This is a genomic window from Maridesulfovibrio frigidus DSM 17176 (genome assembly GCF_000711735.1).
GTDB classification, from domain to species: Bacteria; Desulfobacterota; Desulfovibrionia; order Desulfovibrionales; family Desulfovibrionaceae; genus Maridesulfovibrio; species Maridesulfovibrio frigidus.
Genome location: NZ_JONL01000001.1, coordinates 362,330 through 381,730 on the forward strand (window position 1 = coordinate 362,330; position 19,401 = coordinate 381,730).

The 19,401-nt window shown below is 42.7% G+C and carries 17 protein-coding genes; 11 read left to right on the forward strand and 6 right to left on the reverse strand.

Annotated elements, in window-relative coordinates:
* Positions 1 to 20 precede the first annotated feature (20 nt).
* The 5 genes from rplT to BR06_RS0101720 all read left to right on the forward strand — a co-directional run bounded on the left by rplT (position 21) and on the right by BR06_RS0101720 (position 5,552).
* Positions 21 to 374 (forward strand): 50S ribosomal protein L20, encoded by a 354-nt coding sequence (gene rplT / locus BR06_RS0101700; RefSeq protein ID WP_031479492.1) that lies wholly within the window; start codon positions 21 to 23, stop codon positions 372 to 374.
* Positions 375 to 1,424, forward strand: a complete 1,050-nt coding sequence (gene pheS / locus BR06_RS0101705; RefSeq protein ID WP_031479495.1) for a phenylalanine--tRNA ligase subunit alpha — start codon at positions 375 to 377, stop codon at positions 1,422 to 1,424. It abuts the gene before it with no gap.
* Between the two features lie 146 nt (positions 1,425 to 1,570).
* Positions 1,571 to 3,970 carry a phenylalanine--tRNA ligase subunit beta gene (pheT, locus tag BR06_RS0101710; protein ID WP_031479497.1) on the forward strand — a complete coding sequence of 800 codons (2,400 nt, stop codon included), beginning with the start codon at positions 1,571 to 1,573 and terminating at the stop codon, positions 3,968 to 3,970.
* Between the two features lie 167 nt (positions 3,971 to 4,137).
* The gene (locus tag BR06_RS0101715) at positions 4,138 to 4,755 is read left to right on the forward strand and encodes a TetR family transcriptional regulator (RefSeq protein WP_031479499.1); all 618 of its coding nucleotides are present in this window, start codon (positions 4,138 to 4,140) and stop codon (positions 4,753 to 4,755) included.
* Between the two features lie 131 nt (positions 4,756 to 4,886).
* Positions 4,887 to 5,552 (forward strand): hypothetical protein, encoded by a 666-nt coding sequence (locus BR06_RS0101720; RefSeq protein ID WP_156952632.1) that lies wholly within the window; start codon positions 4,887 to 4,889, stop codon positions 5,550 to 5,552.
* An 80-nt stretch (positions 5,553 to 5,632) separates the two neighbouring features.
* On the opposite strand, the gene BR06_RS0101725 is transcribed toward BR06_RS0101720, so the two are convergent.
* Positions 5,633 to 6,136 carry a lactoylglutathione lyase family protein gene (locus tag BR06_RS0101725; RefSeq protein ID WP_031479503.1) on the reverse strand — a complete coding sequence of 168 codons (504 nt, stop codon included), beginning with the start codon at positions 6,134 to 6,136 and terminating at the stop codon, positions 5,633 to 5,635.
* Positions 6,137 to 6,330: 194 nt separating this feature from the next.
* Positions 6,331 to 7,530: an aminopeptidase gene (locus tag BR06_RS0101730; protein ID WP_031479505.1), complete on the reverse strand. Its 1,200-nt coding sequence runs from the start codon at positions 7,528 to 7,530 to the stop codon at positions 6,331 to 6,333.
* Positions 7,531 to 7,886: 356 nt separating this feature from the next.
* Between BR06_RS0101730 and BR06_RS0101735 the strand changes: the two genes are divergently transcribed.
* The 6 genes from BR06_RS0101735 (at position 7,887) to pgm (ending at position 12,617) form a co-directional block, all read left to right on the forward strand.
* Positions 7,887 to 8,075, forward strand: a complete 189-nt coding sequence (locus tag BR06_RS0101735; protein ID WP_031479507.1) for a ferredoxin — start codon at positions 7,887 to 7,889, stop codon at positions 8,073 to 8,075.
* A gap of 324 nt (positions 8,076 to 8,399) precedes the next feature.
* Positions 8,400 to 9,173, forward strand: coding sequence for a YkgJ family cysteine cluster protein (locus tag BR06_RS0101740; protein ID WP_031479509.1), 774 nt, complete (start codon positions 8,400 to 8,402; stop codon positions 9,171 to 9,173).
* Between the two features lie 37 nt (positions 9,174 to 9,210).
* A complete protein-coding gene (locus BR06_RS0101745) occupies positions 9,211 to 9,549 on the forward strand; it encodes a hypothetical protein (protein ID WP_034602772.1) in 339 nt (112 codons plus the stop codon).
* 42 nt (positions 9,550 to 9,591) lie between these two features.
* Positions 9,592 to 10,212, forward strand: coding sequence for a tetratricopeptide repeat protein (locus BR06_RS0101750; RefSeq protein WP_031479513.1), 621 nt, complete (start codon positions 9,592 to 9,594; stop codon positions 10,210 to 10,212).
* Positions 10,213 to 10,393: 181 nt separating this feature from the next.
* Positions 10,394 to 10,894 (forward strand): DUF3795 domain-containing protein, encoded by a 501-nt coding sequence (locus tag BR06_RS0101755; protein WP_031479515.1) that lies wholly within the window; start codon positions 10,394 to 10,396, stop codon positions 10,892 to 10,894.
* 73 nt (positions 10,895 to 10,967) lie between these two features.
* Positions 10,968 to 12,617: a phosphoglucomutase (alpha-D-glucose-1,6-bisphosphate-dependent) gene (pgm, locus tag BR06_RS0101760; protein ID WP_031479517.1), complete on the forward strand. Its 1,650-nt coding sequence runs from the start codon at positions 10,968 to 10,970 to the stop codon at positions 12,615 to 12,617.
* A gap of 140 nt (positions 12,618 to 12,757) precedes the next feature.
* Here pgm and BR06_RS0101765 read toward each other — a convergent pair whose 3' ends face one another.
* The 4 genes from BR06_RS0101765 to BR06_RS0101780 all read right to left on the reverse strand — a co-directional run bounded on the left by BR06_RS0101765 (position 12,758) and on the right by BR06_RS0101780 (position 19,390).
* Entirely contained in the window at positions 12,758 to 15,235 is a 2,478-nt protein-coding gene (locus tag BR06_RS0101765) for a response regulator (RefSeq protein WP_031479519.1), read from the reverse strand.
* A gap of 20 nt (positions 15,236 to 15,255) precedes the next feature.
* Positions 15,256 to 16,314 carry a chemotaxis-specific protein-glutamate methyltransferase CheB gene (gene cheB, locus BR06_RS0101770; protein WP_031479521.1) on the reverse strand — a complete coding sequence of 353 codons (1,059 nt, stop codon included), beginning with the start codon at positions 16,312 to 16,314 and terminating at the stop codon, positions 15,256 to 15,258.
* Between the two features lie 129 nt (positions 16,315 to 16,443).
* Positions 16,444 to 18,741, reverse strand: a complete 2,298-nt coding sequence (locus tag BR06_RS0101775; RefSeq protein ID WP_031479523.1) for a hybrid sensor histidine kinase/response regulator — start codon at positions 18,739 to 18,741, stop codon at positions 16,444 to 16,446.
* A gap of 85 nt (positions 18,742 to 18,826) precedes the next feature.
* Complete coding sequence (locus BR06_RS0101780) at positions 18,827 to 19,390, reverse strand: chemotaxis protein CheW (RefSeq protein WP_031479525.1); 564 nt, start codon at positions 19,388 to 19,390, stop codon at positions 18,827 to 18,829.
* Positions 19,391 to 19,401 lie beyond the last annotated feature (11 nt).

Genomic DNA, 19,401 nt, shown 5'->3' on the forward strand with positions numbered 1-19,401 from the left:
TTCACTTCGGAGGATTTGAAATGAGAGTTAAACGTGGTATTGCCGCGAAGAAGCGTCACAAAAAGTTTTTGAAGATGGCCAAAGGCTTTCGCGGTTCCGGTAGTACCCTTTACCGCACCGCAAGAGAACGTGTAGAACGTTCACTTTGCATGGCTTATGTCGGACGTAAAGTTCGTAAACGCGAAATGCGTAAGCTCTGGATTCAGCGCATCAACGCAGCTGCTCGCCTAAACGGTCTGTCTTACAGCCGTCTAATTAACGGTCTTTCTTTGGCCGGTATCGAGCTTAACCGTAAAGTATTGGCTGATCTAGCAGTAACTGACACAGTTGCTTTCGCTAAGATCGCTGAGAAAGCTAAAGCTCAGGTAAGCTAAATGTCGGACGCAAAGTCCCTGCTACAGGAACTGGAAGGCCTGGTCCCGGAGTGTAATGCTCGTCTGGACCAGGCTTCTTCTTTGTCTGACATGGAAGAATTAAGGGTCGACTTTCTTGGTCGTAAAGGCCGCCTGGCGAAGATCATGTCCGGCCTCCCTGCTCTTTCTAAAGAAGACAAACCTGTCGCAGGAAAAAAAGCCAACGAAGTCAAGACAGCTCTCACAGATCTGATCGAGGGAAGGCAGTCCCAGCTTGAAAGAGCTGCCATCACTGAGAGCCTGTCCCGTTTTGACCCGACTATGCCTGGTCGCACTCCTAATCAGGGATCACTTCACCCAGTCACTTTAGTGATGGATGAAATTTGTGATGTTCTGATAGGTCTCGGTTTCGAGGTTGCGACAGGACCGGAAGTCGAAAACGACTGGTATAATTTCGAAGCCTTGAACATCCCGCCCGAGCACCCTGCACGCGACATGCAGGACACTCTATATATTTCAGATTCAATTCTGTTACGCACTCACACTTCCCCATTGCAGATTCGCACCATGATGGAAAGAACTCCACCACTGGCCGCAATCGCTCCGGGCAAAGTGTATCGCCGGGATTCAGATATTACCCATACACCGATGTTTCACCAGATCGAAGGATTTCTGGTTGGTAAAGATATCAGTATGGCAAATCTACGAGGCACAATCACAGCATTCATTCATCAGCTTTTCGGAGCTGAAACAGAAGTTCGCTTCCGTCCAAGCTTCTTTCCTTTCACTGAACCAGGCGCGGAAGTCGATATCTCCTGCGTTATGTGCGGTGGTACAGGATCGATTGATGGCAAAGCGTGCCGAGTATGCAAACAGACCGGTTGGGTCGAAATCCTCGGCTGCGGAATGTTGGACCCTAATGTAATGAAAGCGGTTAATTACGATACTGAAATTTATTCCGGATTTGCATTCGGTGTAGGTATCGAGCGCGTTGCCATGCTGAAATACGGCATTGGCGATCTGCGTATGTTTTTTGAAAACGATATCCGATTTCTACAGCAGTTTTCTTAACCTTCTATAGAAGGTTCACAGGACGGGACTAAAGTCTCGTCCTGTTATTTATTTTTATATAAACTGTTGTCCTGACACCAACATATTCATAAAATTTTCAGGTCTGAACTCCTTACGGAGACTAATTAGACCGCCGGAGGCCCCCAATGCTTTTAAGCATGCAATGGCTGCGAGATTTCGTACCTTACGAAGGCGAAACTCAGGAGCTTGGCGACAGGCTGACTATGCTCGGTCTTGAGCTAGAAGAAATTTACAATCCTTTTGAAGCTGTAGCTCCAATTGTTGTCGGTCACGTTGTAGAATGTGAACGCCACCCTGAAGCAGAAAAACTCTCAGTATGTAAAGTAGACGTTGGCGACAGCGAATTGCTCGAGATTGTTTGCGGAGCACCGAATGTTGCGCAGGGAATTAACGTTCCAGTTGCAAAAGTCGGAACAACTATGCCCGGTGGCCTTAAAATTAAAAAGGCTAAACTTCGCGGAATCAAATCTTTCGGTATGATCTGTTCAGAAAGTGAGCTTGAACTTTCAGACGAACATGATGGCATCATGATTCTACCTGAAAACCTCAAACCCGGTCAGAATTTCGTCGAGGCTATGAACCTTGAGACAACAATTCTCGACCTCGGGGTAACTCCTAATAGAGCGGACTGCCTTTCCATGCTCGGAATCGCGCGTGAAGCCGCACTTGCTTTTAACTTGCCACTGACAATGCCCGCTCTCAACTTGGTTGAATCTGGCGGCAATGCAGCAGACATGCTTAAGATCAATATCGACGATCCTGAATTCTGCCCGCTTTATCAGGCTAGAATTCTCGAAGGAGCGACGGTTAAACCGGCTCCTAACTGGATGCGTCACCGTCTCCTTTCTGTCGGAATTCGCCCAATCAGCAATATCGTTGATGTCACTAACTACATTCTTTTCGAGCTGGGCCAGCCCCTACATGCATTTGACCGCGATCTCCTGAAAGGAGACTCCATTAGAGTCGGACATGCATCAGAAGGTCTCAAATTCTCCACACTAGATGATCAGGAACGTATCCTTAAAGATTCTGACCTCCTTATCTGGGATGCAGAGCGCCCTGTTGCTCTAGCTGGTGTTATGGGCGGCATGAATTCTGAGATCAACAAAGAGTCTAAAAATGTTGTCCTTGAAAGCGCCGTTTTCAGACCAGGTACTATTCGTAAAACAGCTCGCAGATTGTCTCTTCCATCTGAGGCTTCATATAGATTTGAACGTGGTGTCGATCAGAATATGAACACTTTTGCTATGAACCGGGCTGCTCAGCTTATGAGCGAACTTTCCGGCGCAAAGGTAATTTCAGGAGTCGCTAAAAGCGAACCAACTCCTTGGCAGACTCGCACACACGAATATCGTCACGCTCGCTGTAACTCATGGCTTGGTCTTAACCTTGAGCCAGAGTTCAGTAAAAATGCTTTCACCCTCATGGGGCTTGAAGTAAACGATGCTGACGCTGACAACTGGAAAGTTACAACACCTTCATTCAGACTCGACCTCGAACGCGAAGCCGATCTTTACGAAGAAGTTGCACGCTATTTCGGCATGGATAAAATTCCATCAATACTTCCCCGTACTGATAAAACTTTTGATTCCAAAATACTTTCCGATACACCATATGGTTTTTATCGCAGACTCAAAAATTGGGGCTCAGGCACTGGCCTTCATGAAGCAATCAATTACAGCTTCGTAGGCGATGACGACCTTGACCTTCTCGGACTACCGCAAGAAGGAAGAGTCAAAATAGCGAATCCTCTCAGTGAAGATCAGAACGTTATGCGTACTGCTATTGCTCCGGGAATGCTAAACACTGTCCGCCACAACCTGGCACAGGGCAACACACATATCCGTATCTTCGAAATTGCTAAGCAGTTTGAAATAGATGAATCATCTGACACAAACACCACTGAGCAGACACGAATAGGTATGATGTTGACTGGATCAAGAAATTCATCAGAATGGCCACACGAACATGGTGATGCAGATTACCTTGACGTTAAAGGTCTTGTTGAGAATTTACTTTGCGACCTAAAACTGGATATCTCCGAAGTTTCACTTGTCGAAGACCATTCATACCTCGAGCCGTGTATCAAAATTGTATGCGGCGACGATGAAGTCGGTATCATGGGCATGGTCAAGCCAGAAATTGCTGATAAGTATCACGCCAAGAAAGAAGTGTGGATGGCTGATCTGAATGCAGATCTTCTCCGCGACAAGGTCATGAGCCATAAGATTAAGTTTGCTCCACTGCCTGTATTCCCTCCTTCTAGAAGAGACATAACCGTAATGGCTTCTGTATCTCTTCGGGCTGAGACTATTAAGCAGGCGATTTTAGGCCTTAGGTTGCCGCTACTTGAATCTGTCGAACTGGTTAACCTATTTGTCCCAGAAGATCAGGAAGATGAGCGTAACCTGTCTTTCCGCCTGACATACCGCCACGGTAAGAAGACTCTCAAGGATAAAGAGGTAGATAAAGAACACAACAAGGTTCTTGCTGCTCTCGAAAAAGCTCTTCCAATTCGCCTCTAGAATTGTCGAGAAAATATCAACTAAAGCCCGCACAGATTTACCTGTGCGGGCTTTTTTATTTCTAAATAGATAATAACAACCTAATCTGTAAGATGACAAATATCTTTTTAAACTGTAATAACTAAGAAACTAATGCAATCCTTACTGACTCACAAACGGGAATTATCATGGCGAGAAAAACTAAAGAAGAAGCGGAAAAAACTAGACAAGCCCTACTTGCATCAGCATTCAAGGTTTTTAGCACAAAAGGATACGCAAAAACGACTTTACAAGATATTGCTACAGATTCAAATGTTACTAGAGGCGCTGTTTATTGGCACTTTAAAAATAAAACGGACCTCTTTGAGAAGCTCTTAGATCATGCATTTCTGCCTGTGCAACAAGTCATTTTTTCTAAGATTAAAGATGATGATTCACCGCAAGAGCTTCTTGTAAGCCTCATGAAAATATGGCTCCATCACGTTACTTCTGATGATAATTTTAGAACAGCATTTGAAATCATTTTCAATAAAACAGAATGGTCAGAAGAGCTGATGCCTTTCAAGCTTAAGTATAAAGACGAAGAACTCAAATTCATTAAAATGGTTGAATCTATTTTTTCGAAAGGAATCGAACAGGGTGTATTCCGCAAAGATCTGACTCCATCCGTAGCTTCGGCGTTTTATTACTCCACACTTTTCGGACTAGCGCAATATTCTCTTTTTTTCGAGCAAGAGCTCGACATTAATAAAGAAATTGACTCTCTTATCGATATGTTCTTACACTCCTGTCTATGCAAAAATTAATTTTCATTTTCACACTACTAATGATACTTGTTGCCTCTTCTGCATACTGTGAAGACAAGGAATTATTCCCGACCAGTCAATTCAAACTCGGATATCAGGGAATGTACATGCACTATGAGGAACCCGATATCATGAAAGAAAAAGGAATCATGAATGGGGGATTTGGCTCATGGACAGGTTACTTTACTGAACACGATATTATGGTCGGAGTTGAAGCCGAGGGCGTTGTAGGATCACTTGAGTACGACGGCCAAAGAAGCGACGGTTCCACTGTAAAATGTGACAACGACGATTATTTTGTAAGCGCAAGAGCAATCGCAGGTAAGGGTTTCGATTTCGGAGACTTCGGCCTTACTCCTTATGCAGGAATTGCGGCAAGATACTGGTACGACGATATTAAAACCACTGGCGGATACGAAAGGGAGATCACGCAGTTCTACGTCCCTATCGGTCTAAATGTAATAGCAAATATGGATGACAACTGGTCAATAGGCGGAACTCTAGAGGGAGATTTATTCCTTGGAGGAGAAGTAAAAAGCAAACTATCTCAAGCTGGATCAGGATACGAAGACGCTACGAACACACAGGAATTCATGAAAGGCGGAGGCGCCAGATTTTCCATGTTTCTCGAATATGACTTAGATTATTGCTCCCTTGGACTTGAACCGTATTTCCGTTACTGGCAGTTTGCGGAATCACAAACCGACACAGTTCTTTATGGTGGTTCGCTCGCAAATGTGGTTGAACCAAAAAACAAATTCTATATGTCAGGCATCAGGTTGTACGTAAAATTCTAAAAAGATCTCGTAAATCATTCTCTTCAATAGTTTCTACAGTAGAAAGCCCACCTCAGAGTGGGCCTTCTTTTTTGCTAATCTCACGTTTTATCCTGATATGCTCCCGCCGCATAAGTCAATTCGTAACTATGTGAATAGATTTCAAAGATATTACCAAATGGATCTTCGCAGTAAACCATTCTATAAGGTTTTTCGCCTGGATAATACTCACGCACTGGCATTCTCTGCTTACCACCATGCTCCACTACCTTGGCAACCAATCCTTCCACATCGGGGTCCTGAACACAGAAATGAAAGACCCCATTTTTCCAGTATTCGAAATTGTTTTCAGGTTTTTCAGAATTAAGAAATTCAAAAATTTCAACGCCAATTTTATCACCAGTTGAAAGATGAGCAATTTTAAAACTACCCCATCCTTTTCCAAACACATCAGTACACATCACACCGATAGCCGAATCATCAGCAGTAATCTCAGTCGGAGGCATGATCACGTACCAACCGAGGACTTTAGTATAAAATTCTACAGCTTTTTCTAGGTCAGTAACTGATAAACCAATGTGCGAAAATGTTCTTGGATATACCATTAAAATCTCCAACTTAACCGGTTGCAGGTTATTAATAACTTAAACTCACAGTATCTTTAAAAGTCATATAATAATATTTAAAAAATTATCAGTCATCAAGCATTCCAATTTAATAAATATTACCGTGCACAAAAAAAGCCCCATAAGGTTTATCCCTACGAGGCTTTTTCAAACATATTCAATCTAAACAGCTGTTAATACTTAAATTCTCCACCAGCATAAATAATTACTTCACTACCATCTTTAAGCGTAGCATATACTGTTTTATCAAGAGTATTTACTAAATCCCAATGAAGTGCAGAAGAGTTATATCCTAATTCTTCTTTCAACTTTTCATCAAGTTTAGTCTGATCTCCTGCATAAGTATCTGCGTAAGAAGCGCCCACGGCAACATGGCTGTTTCCAAACTCACCACCGTAGTTTTCATCATAGAGAGTATTAGCCATAAATTTATCGATTCTGGAAAAGCGGCGATCTGTAAGTGAAAACTCTCCAAGACGGGAAGCTCCCGGATCCATAGCAAGCTGCTTTTTAACGAACTCTTCACCCTCTTTCGCTGAGATCTCGGTGACAACACCGTCTACGAAAGTAAGCTTAACGCCTTCCACATAGTTCCCAGACCTGAATGACGGTTGATCCGCATAAAAAACACCTGAAGTTCCGCGCCAATCTGGAGAGATAAACAATTCGAAACTCGGAATATTGTGTCCGGAAACACCTATCCACTGGCGCATGTCACCATGCTTAACAGTCAGATCCATCCCTTCTGAAACAATACGGTAAGACTCTATACCAAGACCGTTCAGCCAATCTTTAACTTCAGTAGCCTTATCAAAAACGCCTTTCCAGCTTTCCGCAGGGCTTTCATCATCAAGGTAGCAAGCCTTCACAATCTGCGCTGTGAATTCTTCCAGAGTTAGTCCGGCAGATTCAGCCATTGCTGCTGTAGGATAAGAACAAAGCGTCCAACCAAGCTCACCTTCCTGCTCACGGACTTCCATAAGATCGCGAAGATATTTTTTCGCGACTGCGGATTTACCAATGCGGGATGGATCAACATCTGCGAGATGTGTCAACGATGAAGGAGCAAGCAGAACTATGAGTCCATTTAAACCCTTCATTAACTCTTCGTCCCCTGGAGCTACGAAAGTGACTTGATCGTCATTACCTGATCCATAAAAACATTTCTCCATGGAAGGGGTAAGACTGAGTCGCGGAACAGGATTCATACCTTCGTCAATCAATCTTTTAAAGACAACTTCTGCCAGCGGCAATGCATCTACTTCATAGCGAACCAAAATAACATCACCTTTCTTATACGGCTTGGTTCTCGCTGTAGTAAGGCCCCACCATAATGCATCCACGTATTTTTCGAGTTGCTCTTTAGTCAGCATAATATCCCCTGATTATTTTACTTAATTTATTTTACAAGGAGCGACTTAACCAACAAAAACAGGGTCGTCTCCTCGCTTTTTAAAAGTAATTACATTCAAGTAAAAAGCAATAAAATTTAATTTAATCACAAAAAAAATGAATATATTATCCAATTTTTCTTTAGATTTTTTACACAGGTTCCTTGACACGAAGGAGGCTTGCCGCTATCCAAATTTCAAAAGCCCTGTATCGGGGTATAAGTTGAATCCATAAAAATTCGGCTAAACCAGATTTTAAAAGACTGCGCAGCCATCATGGCATATTTTGAGTGCAGCCTATCAGTGGCTAAAAAAATCATCTTTTGGAGGGTAACACCATGGGCTACGTTATCACTATTGATACAGACAAATGTAATGGCGACGGCGAATGTGTAGATGTTTGTCCTACTGAAGTATACGAACTTCAGGACAACAAAGCAGTAGCAGTAAACGAAGACGAATGTCTTGGTTGCGAATCCTGCATCGAAGTTTGCGAGCAGGACGCTATCGTTATCGAGGAAAACTAAACCTTTCCTTGTACTGATAAGCTTTTAAGGCGGGAATTTGAGTTTACTCGGATTCCCGCCTGCTCTTTATTATAAGCGGTAGTTATACGCTCAGCGCGAATTTCCTCACGGAGCTTAAGTTTTTTTTTACCCCCTTACTCCTCTTCCGCACATATGGACTATCCCGCCGCAAGCACGCCGGTGGCGCCATTATAAAAGCTGACTAAATTAATCCGATTTATTTTCACACAAAAGATTGACTGCGTTGATTTAAGACTTAATTAATATGAGTTTTAGCGGAATATACGCGCAACTTTGAATTAATATATATATGGAGGCTTAGCTTTGGACTTCACCAATATTTTCGAAAAATATGAAGCTCTTGTCGCAGAAGTTGACAAGGCATTTGATACAGTTTCCAAGCAGACAGAAGACGGAATCAATTGCGGCAAAGGTTGCAGTGACTGTTGTCACGCACTTTTCGACCTCACTTTGGTGGAAGCTATTTACCTAAACCGTAAGTTCAACGAAGCTTACAAAGGTATGCCCCGCTCTATTATTCTGCAACGCTCTGATGTTGCCGACAGAGGGCTGCAAAAGATTAAACGACGCGCTTTCAAAGCAAGTCAAGCTGGAACTTCAGCACAAGATATTATTAAAGAAATTTCACTCGCTCGAGTTAAGTGTCCTCTCCTTGGTGAAGACGACCTTTGCGAGCTATATGATTTCAGACCCCTCACCTGTCGTATCTACGGCGTTCCGATGAATATCGGAGGAGAAGGTCATTCATGTACAAAGTCTGGCTTCACCTCAGGTACAGCCTACCCGACAATAAACATGGATATACTTCAGACCAAGCTTGTCGCGCTTAGCACTGAGCTGACTGAAAGCATTAATTCCAAGCTCACCGCCCTTCCTGAAATGATCGTACCTGTTTCTTCAGCACTTGGGACCGATTACACTCCCGAGTATTTGGGAGAGAACACAGGGAAAGCGAAAGAAGAAGAGCCTGCGGAATCTCCAGCTGAAGCTGAAGCCTGCAACACCTGCTCTGAAGATAAAAGTGCCTGTGCAGACTGTAACTACTCAGTTTCTCTGGGCGTAGCCCCTGCTGAATAAATTCGGCAACGAGGCCAAGGAGGCGACAGTGAGCAACATGACACGTGAAGAAGTAGAAGAACAAAAACGAATGATGTACGAAAAATTTTCGCCTCGCAGGCGGAGATTTGTTGATAAGATCGGATATGATGAATGGGACCCATTCCAGCTTCCATTTGACCCGATTGATCTACGTAGAGATATTACAGGCATGACCTCACAGCAGCTTTGTGAAGAGTTCTGCAAAAATGTCGAGGCCGGTAGAAACTCCGAGTATGCTCAAGCTGCTGCTGAATTCGGCGTAACATTGGTTATGAATTTTGAGCGAGTCAGACCCATTTTTGACTTTTGCGTCTGGTATAATGAGCATCTTGAAAAAATGGGCAAAAAAGCCTGATTTTATCAATTTCAAACGGTTCGAAACTAAGAGGATAATTCTATGGAAAAGTTCGATAATATTGACGATTACATTGCAGACCTTAAAGATAAAAGAATTAAAAGCCCTACCTGTAGTAACACTCGTTACAATCTAGGTATTGCATATCTTTCCAAAAGAGATTTCATGGAAGCCGAACGTGAATTTATAGGAGCCATTAATGAATCTCCTAAACTGGCGGAAGCATATGTTCAGCTTGGTGGAATTGCAATGCAGCGTGGCGATCTTGAAGGCTGCCTAAGCTACAATATCAGTGCAACTCAGCAACGTCCGTTCTTCGCTGTTCCATGGGGAAATATCGGATTTGTTTACATGCAGCAGGGTAATGTTGATAAGGCTATCGGAGCTCTCAAACGCGCTATCAAGTACGATCACAACTTTGTACAGGCGCTTGCAACCCTTGGAAGTGCTCATTACCACGAAGGTAATGTTGATGACTGCATCGAAGTTTGTGAAAAAGCAGTTAAACTTGCAGAACACTTCGGCCCAGCATGGAACAACCTTGCTCTTTGTTACTCAGATAAAGGTGACTACGCAAAAGCTATTGACTGTGCTGATAAAGCAACAGAATCAGGCTTTGAAGTTCCAGTTGAATTGATGGCGGAACTTGACGCGCACCGCTAAACCGATTCTTTAAAAAATCAAAAAAAAAAGCCTCTCATCCTTAAATGGATGAGAGGCTTTTTTTTTTGATTTTTTTTACTGACAAAATTACCCTCGAAAAAGCAAATCAATTCTGCTATTCTTTTTAAAGCTTTAAATTATTCCAACTACAAATTATAGCCAACAACAAAAGAAGTATCAAATGTCACCCCAAAAAACACCAACATCACAGCCCTCCCTCAATTCCAAAGTCAAGTTAGCTCCGAGACATCTTGTTGCTCCGTGCGGTCTCGACTGTTCCCGCTGCCTCGGCTGCTCAGAAGGAAACGTTGCAGATCACGCACAGGCAATATCTGAAGTCATGGGAGATAATTTTCAAATCTATGCAGATCGCTTAAAAGCATTTAATCCTGCAATGGAAGAATATTCATCCTTCCGTGCACTCTTAGACTCCTTAGCAAAACCTTCCTGCGGTGGGTGCAGATCTGAAAATAGAACATGCCTGCCATCCTGCAAAGTGTCAGAATGTGTACGTGAAAAAAAAATTGAATTCTGTTTTGAGTGCGATAATTTCACAGACTGTGAATCAACAGGTCTCCCAGAATCACTATTTGAGCGCTGGAAAAACAATAATATCATTATGAAAGAAATCGGTGTTGATAATTATATGAAAGGGCTGGCGGAACGGCCTAGATATCCATAATTCTTCTCTTAACAGTTGTAATTTTATTTTTCTTTGATATTCTTCAGTTGCATATAAAAATTTGGAGGACGAAATGTCACTCAGCAAACTAGCCGGCAAACCTGCTCCACCTGAAATACTTGAAAACATTCCGAAACTTGTTTCGGCTTATTACACTACCAAACCTGACCCTTCTGTTAATTCTCAGTTAGTGTCATTTGGAACGTCTGGGCATCGAGGATCGTCCTTTGAAGGTTCTTTTAACCAGGACCATATCTGGGCCATTGCGCAAGCCATATGCGAATATAGAGCTTCAATGGGTTACACAGGACCTCTCTTTATAGGTAAGGATCCGCACGCCCTGTCTGAACCTGCTCAAATTTCAGCTCTTGAAGTTTTTGCTGCAAATGGTGTGGAAGTGTTTGTAAATGACACGGGCTATACTCCCACTCCTGCAATATCGCACGCTATTCTCACCCATAATAAGGGAAGAAAAGACGGCTTCGCCGATGGAGTTGTCATTACGCCATCGCATAACCCTCCTCGCGATGGAGGGTTCAAATATAATCCTCCAAATGGTGGCCCGGCTGGCACCACCTCGACCAGTACTATTCAGAACAGGGCTAATGCCATATTAAAAAACGGCCTAAAGGACGTAAAAAGAATTCCTTTAAACCGCGCAATGTCTGCCTCGACAACTCACGAATTTGATTTTGCTACTCCATACATCAACGATCTCGGAAACATAGTTGATATGAAAGCGATAGCCTCCGCAGGCCTAAGTATCGGAGTTGACCCGCTCGGAGGCGCAGCAATCGATTTTTGGGAACCAATTGCTGAACGATACGGTTTAAACATCAACGTTGTGAACAAAAAAATAGATCCGGCATATTCTTTCATGCACGTAGACAAAGACGGGAAGATCCGCATGGACTGCTCTTCTCCCTACGCAATGGCGGGCCTGATCGAACTTAAAGATAAATACGACATTTCATTCGCTAATGATCCAGATACGGACAGACACGGCATTGTAACCAAAAGCCGAGGTTTGATGAATCCAAACCATTATCTGGCGGTTGCAATAGAATATCTCTATACGAACAGACCACAATGGAAAAAAGATCTAGTCGTCGGTAAGACGCTTGTCTCAAGTTCCATGATCGACCGCGTGGCAAGGTCCATCAACCGTGATCTTATGGAAGTTCCAGTCGGATTCAAATGGTTCGTAGACCCTCTGCTTTCAGGAACCTGCGGATTTGGCGGAGAAGAAAGTGCAGGAGCCTCATTCCTTAGAAAAGACGGTACAGTCTGGACCACCGACAAAGACGGTATCATCATGAATCTTCTTGCTGCGGAAATTACCGCAAAAACAGAAAAAGATCCCGGCGAGCACTACACAGATTTGGAAAACAAGTTTGGACATCCAGTATATAAACGAATTGATGCTCCAGCAACGATAGAGCAGAAAAAAGCTTTCAGCATACTTACTCCTGAGATGGTAAAGGCAAAAACTCTTGCTGGAGAAAAAATTGAAGCTCGCCTTACAGCTGCTCCAGGAAATGGAGAAGCTATAGGAGGCTTGAAAGTTGTTACGGAGAACGGCTGGTTCGCAGCCCGCCCATCAGGAACTGAATCAATATACAAAATCTATGCAGAATCTTTTAAAGGATTGGCCCATCTCGTTTCTATTCAGGAAGAAGCTGGAAGAATTGTAGATGAAGCCTTTGCACTCGCTTTGAAATAAAACTTTCAAGTACCCTAGAATACAACAAAAGCTTGAGCAACCTGACTTACTTCAGATTGCTCAAGCTTTTTTTTGAAATAATTTCAACGCCAAATTATTATTAAAAATTCATCTACGACAGAGGACTGGCGTCTATGTTTTTAGAGGTCCAATTCTGTCTCAATTCTTGAAAATTCATTCAAAAACATATCCATGTAGACATGCACTTGCTCCAACTCATTGCCGAGAAATGCGATTTCAAGCTTGGTGGCAATTTCTAATGCCTGATCGGCACACACCGCAGCGCAACTACTTTTCAATGTATGCACTGTTCGCTTTGCTGTTTCTGTATCATTCTTTTCTAGCGCTTCCCGAAATGCGACCAAATCTGAAGGAACATCAGTTACAAACATTTCACAAATATCGCTAAATAACAATTCATCGCCTTGATACAGATCAAGAGCGCTTTCCTTATTAATTGCCGCATTATTCGTGTTATTATTTGGTTCTTCCTGAAACTGTGACGCACGCTTTTTTACATTCACAGCCTGCAAAATAGCATCATGCAGCTCAATATACTGAACAGGCTTGGCAATGTATCCATTCATACCGGATTTTTCACATTTCTCTCTAACTCCAGACATCGCATGAGCAGACATTGCAATGATTGGAATTCCTTGTTTGGAATGTCCCGAATCTCCTTTGCGAATAGATTTAGCAGCATTAAACCCGTCCATTTTGGGCATTTCTAAATCCATCAAAACAAGATCAACATCAAGCACGGAAAGAGAACTTAAAGCTTCAAGACCATTTGAGGCAACATGAACACTATGCCCCATTTTTTTCAAAAGACTGGTCGCAACTCTCACATTGATGGGGTTATCTTCAACAACGAGGATTCGGTATAGGGATTCATCATTACTTACATCACAGCTTTCAGCTTCCACAGAATCAAAAGCAATAACCGTAGGAGTTCCGTGCTTCAAACTCACACTAAATGTAAAAACGCTACCGTACCCTTCTGAGCTCCTGACACTAATCTCGCCCCCCATCATTTCGACAAGTTCGCGAGAAATAGCTAATCCAAGACCGGAACCACCAAACTTTCTAGTTGTTGAGTCATCTGCCTGCCTGAAACTTTCAAAAATAAGAGCCTGCTTCGCCTCAGGAATACCTATCCCAGTGTCGCGAACAGAAACCTGAAGACTCGTACTTTCCAAATCAGTTGAAGACTCTAAAGCGGTAACTTGTACAAAGACTCCGCCCTGTTCAGTAAATTTTAAGGAGTTCCCAACAAGGTTAAAAAATATTTGCTTAAGCCGCCCTTCATCCCCACAAACAATGTCCTGAACATTTTTATCGATATCAAGGCTCAACACTAACCCACGATCAGTAGCCTGCGGTGTCATAATTTTTATTATTTCACCTAAAGACTTACTTAAATGAAAATCTTTTTCTTCGAGGGTAAGCATACGGGCCTCAACCTTGGAAAGATCAAGAATATCATTAATCAGAGTAAGAAGCTGATTTGCGGATGTCCGAACTATTTCTAAATTTTCAGTCTGATCGGCGGTCAAGTCTGAGCGTAAAGTAAGGTCAGTCATCCCGATTACGCCATTTAAAGGAGTCCTTATCTCATGACTCATGGATGCGAGAAATCTGGATTTAAAACGATTAGCTTTTTCCGCAGTATCACGAGCTGCAATCAACTCATGCTCCATTTCCTTGCGACTTGTAATATCAATGAAAGAGGCCACAGCCCCCCCCAATCCTCCACGCATAGGAGTAACTTCAAGTATATTCCACAAGCTTTCGCCTTCGTGCTTCCCATCAACAGCAAACTCTAGAGAATAACTGTCCGTAACACCTCGTGCCACCGAACTGACACCTTCGAATAAGATATCCAAATCTTTAACGAGGCACCCTGAAGCTGCTACCGCTTCTTTAAAATCCAACCCTTCAAGTTTAACATCGTTTCCACCGGGAGTGAAAAGTTCACGCCACGATTCATTCGCCGCGATCAACTTTGTATCTGTATCAAGCACGGCAATCTTCGCAGACATTGAAGCAAGGACAGAACTAAGTTGTTCTTCTCTAGCTATCAGCTTTCGATTTGCTTCATCAATTTGCCGTGATTGGAGTAGTGTATTTTCGTAGGTAGCAAGAAGTAGGTGAAAAACCTGGCCAAAATCAGCTTTGAGGGAATGATTCTCTCCCTGAAATTCAAAATCGACCTCTTGCATCGCGCTTTGGGTGGAATCAAATTCGCCATGTTTGAAAACAGATTGTATTCGAGACAACAAAAAGTCTTCGTCATATGGTTTAGTTACAAAATTCGTAGCGCCGCTTTTAAGCCCCCTAATTATATCCCCAGGCTCCGAAAGACTGGTCAAAAGAATAACCGGAACGGCTTTGAACTTTGGATTAATACGGATATTTTCACAGAGTTCGTACCCGTCCATACCGGGCATTATGATATCACTAATTACAAGATCTATATCTTTACAATCTAAAGCACTGAGAGCTTTTTCTCCATCTGAAGCTAAAGTGACTCTATAACCTTTTTCAAAAAGAAAATATTCAAGTTTCACAGCCTGCGTAAGACTATCTTCAACTATAAGAATATGCTGAAAACTCACTAATAACTCCCCTGTATCATCTAACGACCTGTGGTATGTTTAACAATTGCATCAGCTATTTCACCTAAAGGCAAGACAGCAATCGCAGCTCCAATTTTAACAGCCTCACCAGGCATACCGAATATAATGGAAGTCTCCTTGTCCTGAGCAATCGTATATCCGCAGCGCCGTCTAATTTCAAGGAGAGCTGCAGCCCCGTCACTGCCCATACCAGTCAATAACACCCCTACAGCCCCGCCACCGATATTACGTGCAACGGATTCAAACATTCCCTCAACGGTCGGTCTGATGCCATTTACAGCAGGTAAATTTGTGAGTGTCACTTTCAGTTTAGAGGAAATTTGAATGTGATAATCTTCGGGAGCAAAGTAAACAGTGCAAGCTTTGAGGGTTTCATCATCTTTAGCAATTTGAATATTATGACCAGTATTAGTGTGCAGCCAATTTGCTAGTCCCTCTAAAAAACCAGTGGAAATATGCTGAACAATCATGACGGGAACAGGCAAATCATGAGGCAATGACATCAAAACCTGTTTAAGAGCTTGCGGCCCTCCGGTAGAAGCTCCGATGCAGACTATTTTTGCATTTACGGGACCTTTTACCGGACAAGATCCATATGGCTTCTTATTCGAATTATGACTTGGAGCAACATATCCACCAGGTGTAGCTTTACGGCGGACTAATTTCACCTCAGACATTGCACGAACTGACATAACAATTTCAGCCATAGACTCGTTAAAAAACTCATCATTAATGGCAGGCTTGTTATGGAAAGCTAAAGCACCTGTATCAAGTAATCGAAAACCTACTTCTGCATCAGAAGCAGTATATACGGCACTAATAATGACTATAGGAACAGGGTTTTGTTCCATAATACGACGGGTCACGGTAAACCCATCATAGTCTGGAAGGTTCACATCCATAGTAACAACATCAGGATTTAATTGCCTAACCATTCTAAGCGCAGATTTACCGTCCTCCGCACACCCTACAACTTCAAAATCAGGTTCACGCGAAAAAAACTCCGTAAGCAACAAACGCACCGAGGCAGAATCATCTACTATTAAAACCTTTATCACAAAAACTCCACTTTAGAAGAAACAATCAACGTACTGGTATATATAAATCATCTTTCTGAGATTCTGAAACAGATACAAAAAAACGTGAAACTCAATTCCAAGCAGTGAAAAAGGGGTTCACTAAAAATATCATGCTAACCGTTGAATAACCTCGAGTAAATTACCCTGATCAAAACTGGACTTAATAATGTAAGCATCTGCACCAGCATCCACACCTTTTTCTCGATGTTCCTGTGAGCCAAGAGATGTAACAAGTATGATTGGTAAACTGGCACTTTGCTGCATTTTGCGAACTTCAGCAGTAAGAGTGAACCCATCCATATGAGGCATTTCAACATCAGAAACCAAAATATCAGGGAGTTCTGCTTTAAGCCTGTTAAGCGCGTCCAATCCGTCAACTGCAGTGATTACATTATATCCGGCTGCTTCAAGAACATTTTTAAGAAGCGTACGAGATGTAATAGAATCCTCAGCGACAAGAACAGTTTTGACTTCCTTAACCCCATGCTGATGAGAGAAAGACTGCACTTTAGAACCGGAACTGACCCCGAGAGCGGTTCTGATCATATCAGGCCCATGCAGAATAGGAACAAGCATTCCTGTCCCAAGCATCGTGAACCCTGAAACATTTCGAACCTTTCGCAATAAAGGGCCCATAGGCTTAGCCATGACATTTTGCTCCCCATGAAGCTCATCCATACTTACTGCCACAGCTTTCACACCTTCGCCCATTATAAATGCGGGGAATGTAGTTTTTTCTGTATTCACCGAGCCAAGTTCTAAAATATCAGAAAGAGTTATTATGGGAATGGGTTTCCCTTGGTAAATAATAGTCTCTTTGCCACCAACAGTTTCTATATCTTTCTGCCTGACGAGGAGCACCTTGCTCACTCCAGACTTAGGCACAACGAATTTCCTGCCGGCGGCCTCAACGACTATGCCTTTGAATGAAGTCAACGCAACTGGGATATTTAGAACAAAACGTGCTCCTGTATTCACCTCACTGGAAACAGTAACGCTACCCCCCAAGGACTCTACACTATCGCGAACAATAGCCATCCCTAAGCCTCGCCCTGAAATGTCGGTAATAATATCGCTGGTCGACATACCAGACATAAAGATGAGTTCTAATAACGCATTATGATTCAGTTCGTCAGCCTCACGCGAACTAAGCAGTCCCTGCTTCAAAGCTAGCCCTTTAAGCTTAGCCGTATCAATGCCGATCCCATCATCGCCAATCACTACCCTGACAATATCCCGGTCAGTCTGCGTAATCTCAAAATAAATATTCCCGGTAGGAGCCTTGCCTTTTGCAATGCGTTCAGCGGGAGTTTCAAGGCCATGCCCGACAGAATTTCGGACCATATGCATAAGAGGATCATGAAGTAATTCTAAAATTCGGCGGTCAATTCGAACAGACTCACCACTCATTTTAAAATCACACTGCTTCCCGATTTCAGAACTCAAGCTTCTGACCATACGAGGGAACACTTCTAAGAGAGATGAAAAAGGAAGAAGCATTGAGCTTTTGAATTCACTAAGCAAAGTGTCTACCTTAGAAGATAAATCCCTGTGAGCTTTTTGAGTAGACGAGGAAAGTAAACCAAGTCTTTTTGCAAAAGAAGTCATCTTTTTTTCCATTTTCATAGAAATCAGATCATCAGCCTCGTCAGTTATTTTTTTGTTCTCAGCTAACACGTCGCAAAAAAACCGCGAAAACTCGGAAAATTTACTACTTAATTCAGCAACCTCAGAAGCACGTGCTTCTTGAGAATTTCGAGAAGAAAGAAGTTCTTCAGTCTGCAACAGCAATCCTGTAAGGAATGAAGAGTCAACTCTGACGGTGTCTCCCATAGACATTCGAGCTGTAGGAATCTGCGGTTCAGCAACAACTTCTTTTTCGGGCTCTTCCGGTATTTCATTTTTCACTTCAGCTTCAATTTCTACGCAACAGGCAGCATGCTCTTCACCCGAAAGAGTTTCTGTCTTTTGTCCACCTGTTTCAACGATTATTAGCTCAGGAGCTCCTACAAACTCGTCCATCTTGGCAAGAGCAACCATAGTAGGCCCTGCCGAAAGAGATGAATCAGAACCGTCCTCATTGGCTATTAGCTCTTCAAGAATATCCAACCAACCTACCATCACACCGCAAACAGTCTTTGAAGGCAAGAGACCATTCTTTTTGAGTACAGAAAAAAAAGATTCAAATGACTGGCAAAATTTTTCGACAGCGCTTAGCCCTACAGCTCGAGCTGCTCCCTTTAAGCTATGAACTTCCCTATAAGAAGACTCGATAAGCAAACGGACATTTTGATCGTCAGACCCCATCTCCATCTTCATAAGATCAGAAGAGAGAACAAGTAGACGCTCTCTGCATTCGCCTCGAAACGCTCCGAGAAGCCTTGTACGCAAATCACCTGAAATCATTTATACTGCTCACATATGTAAGTTGATTACTAAAAAAGAGACCTGCTGCACAAAATATTCTTAAAACATGGGTCCAGTTTAAAGATTATCTGGATATAGCCTCGTTTACAATTAACAGGGGATCGTTCAAAAGCTTTTCACCATCAAGAATTACAACTCTTCCTTCTGTTATTCCAAGTGAATATCGATCTGAAGAAGCTCCACTGGTTGGTAGGTGCTTAATTTCATCTTTTGAAACGGAAAAGACATCTGTTATCTCATCGACTAATATCCCGAACTCAATTTCTCCGGAGGACAGAAAAAGAATCATACTATGCGACTTGGAAGTATCGCCAGAAAGACCTAAAAATATGCGTAGGTCAATAACCGAGCAAATATGCCCCCGTAAACTAACAACTCCACTTATAAAGTCAGGAGTGCACGGAACATCAACAATGTCATCTGGCTCCAGCACTTCTTTCACTATTGAAGTTTCAATTGCGAAAACATCTCCGCCAGCGCTGAACTGAACATAATCGCACGCACTTTCATCCAGCATAACTTCAGCGCGATCAGACCTCACCTTAAGAGCGAGCTTTTCAGCTCTTTTTTTCAGCAATTCGTGATCGTTTTTGCGGCCTATAAATTTAGCAGTCTTGTTCTCTTTCATAATTACGCCAT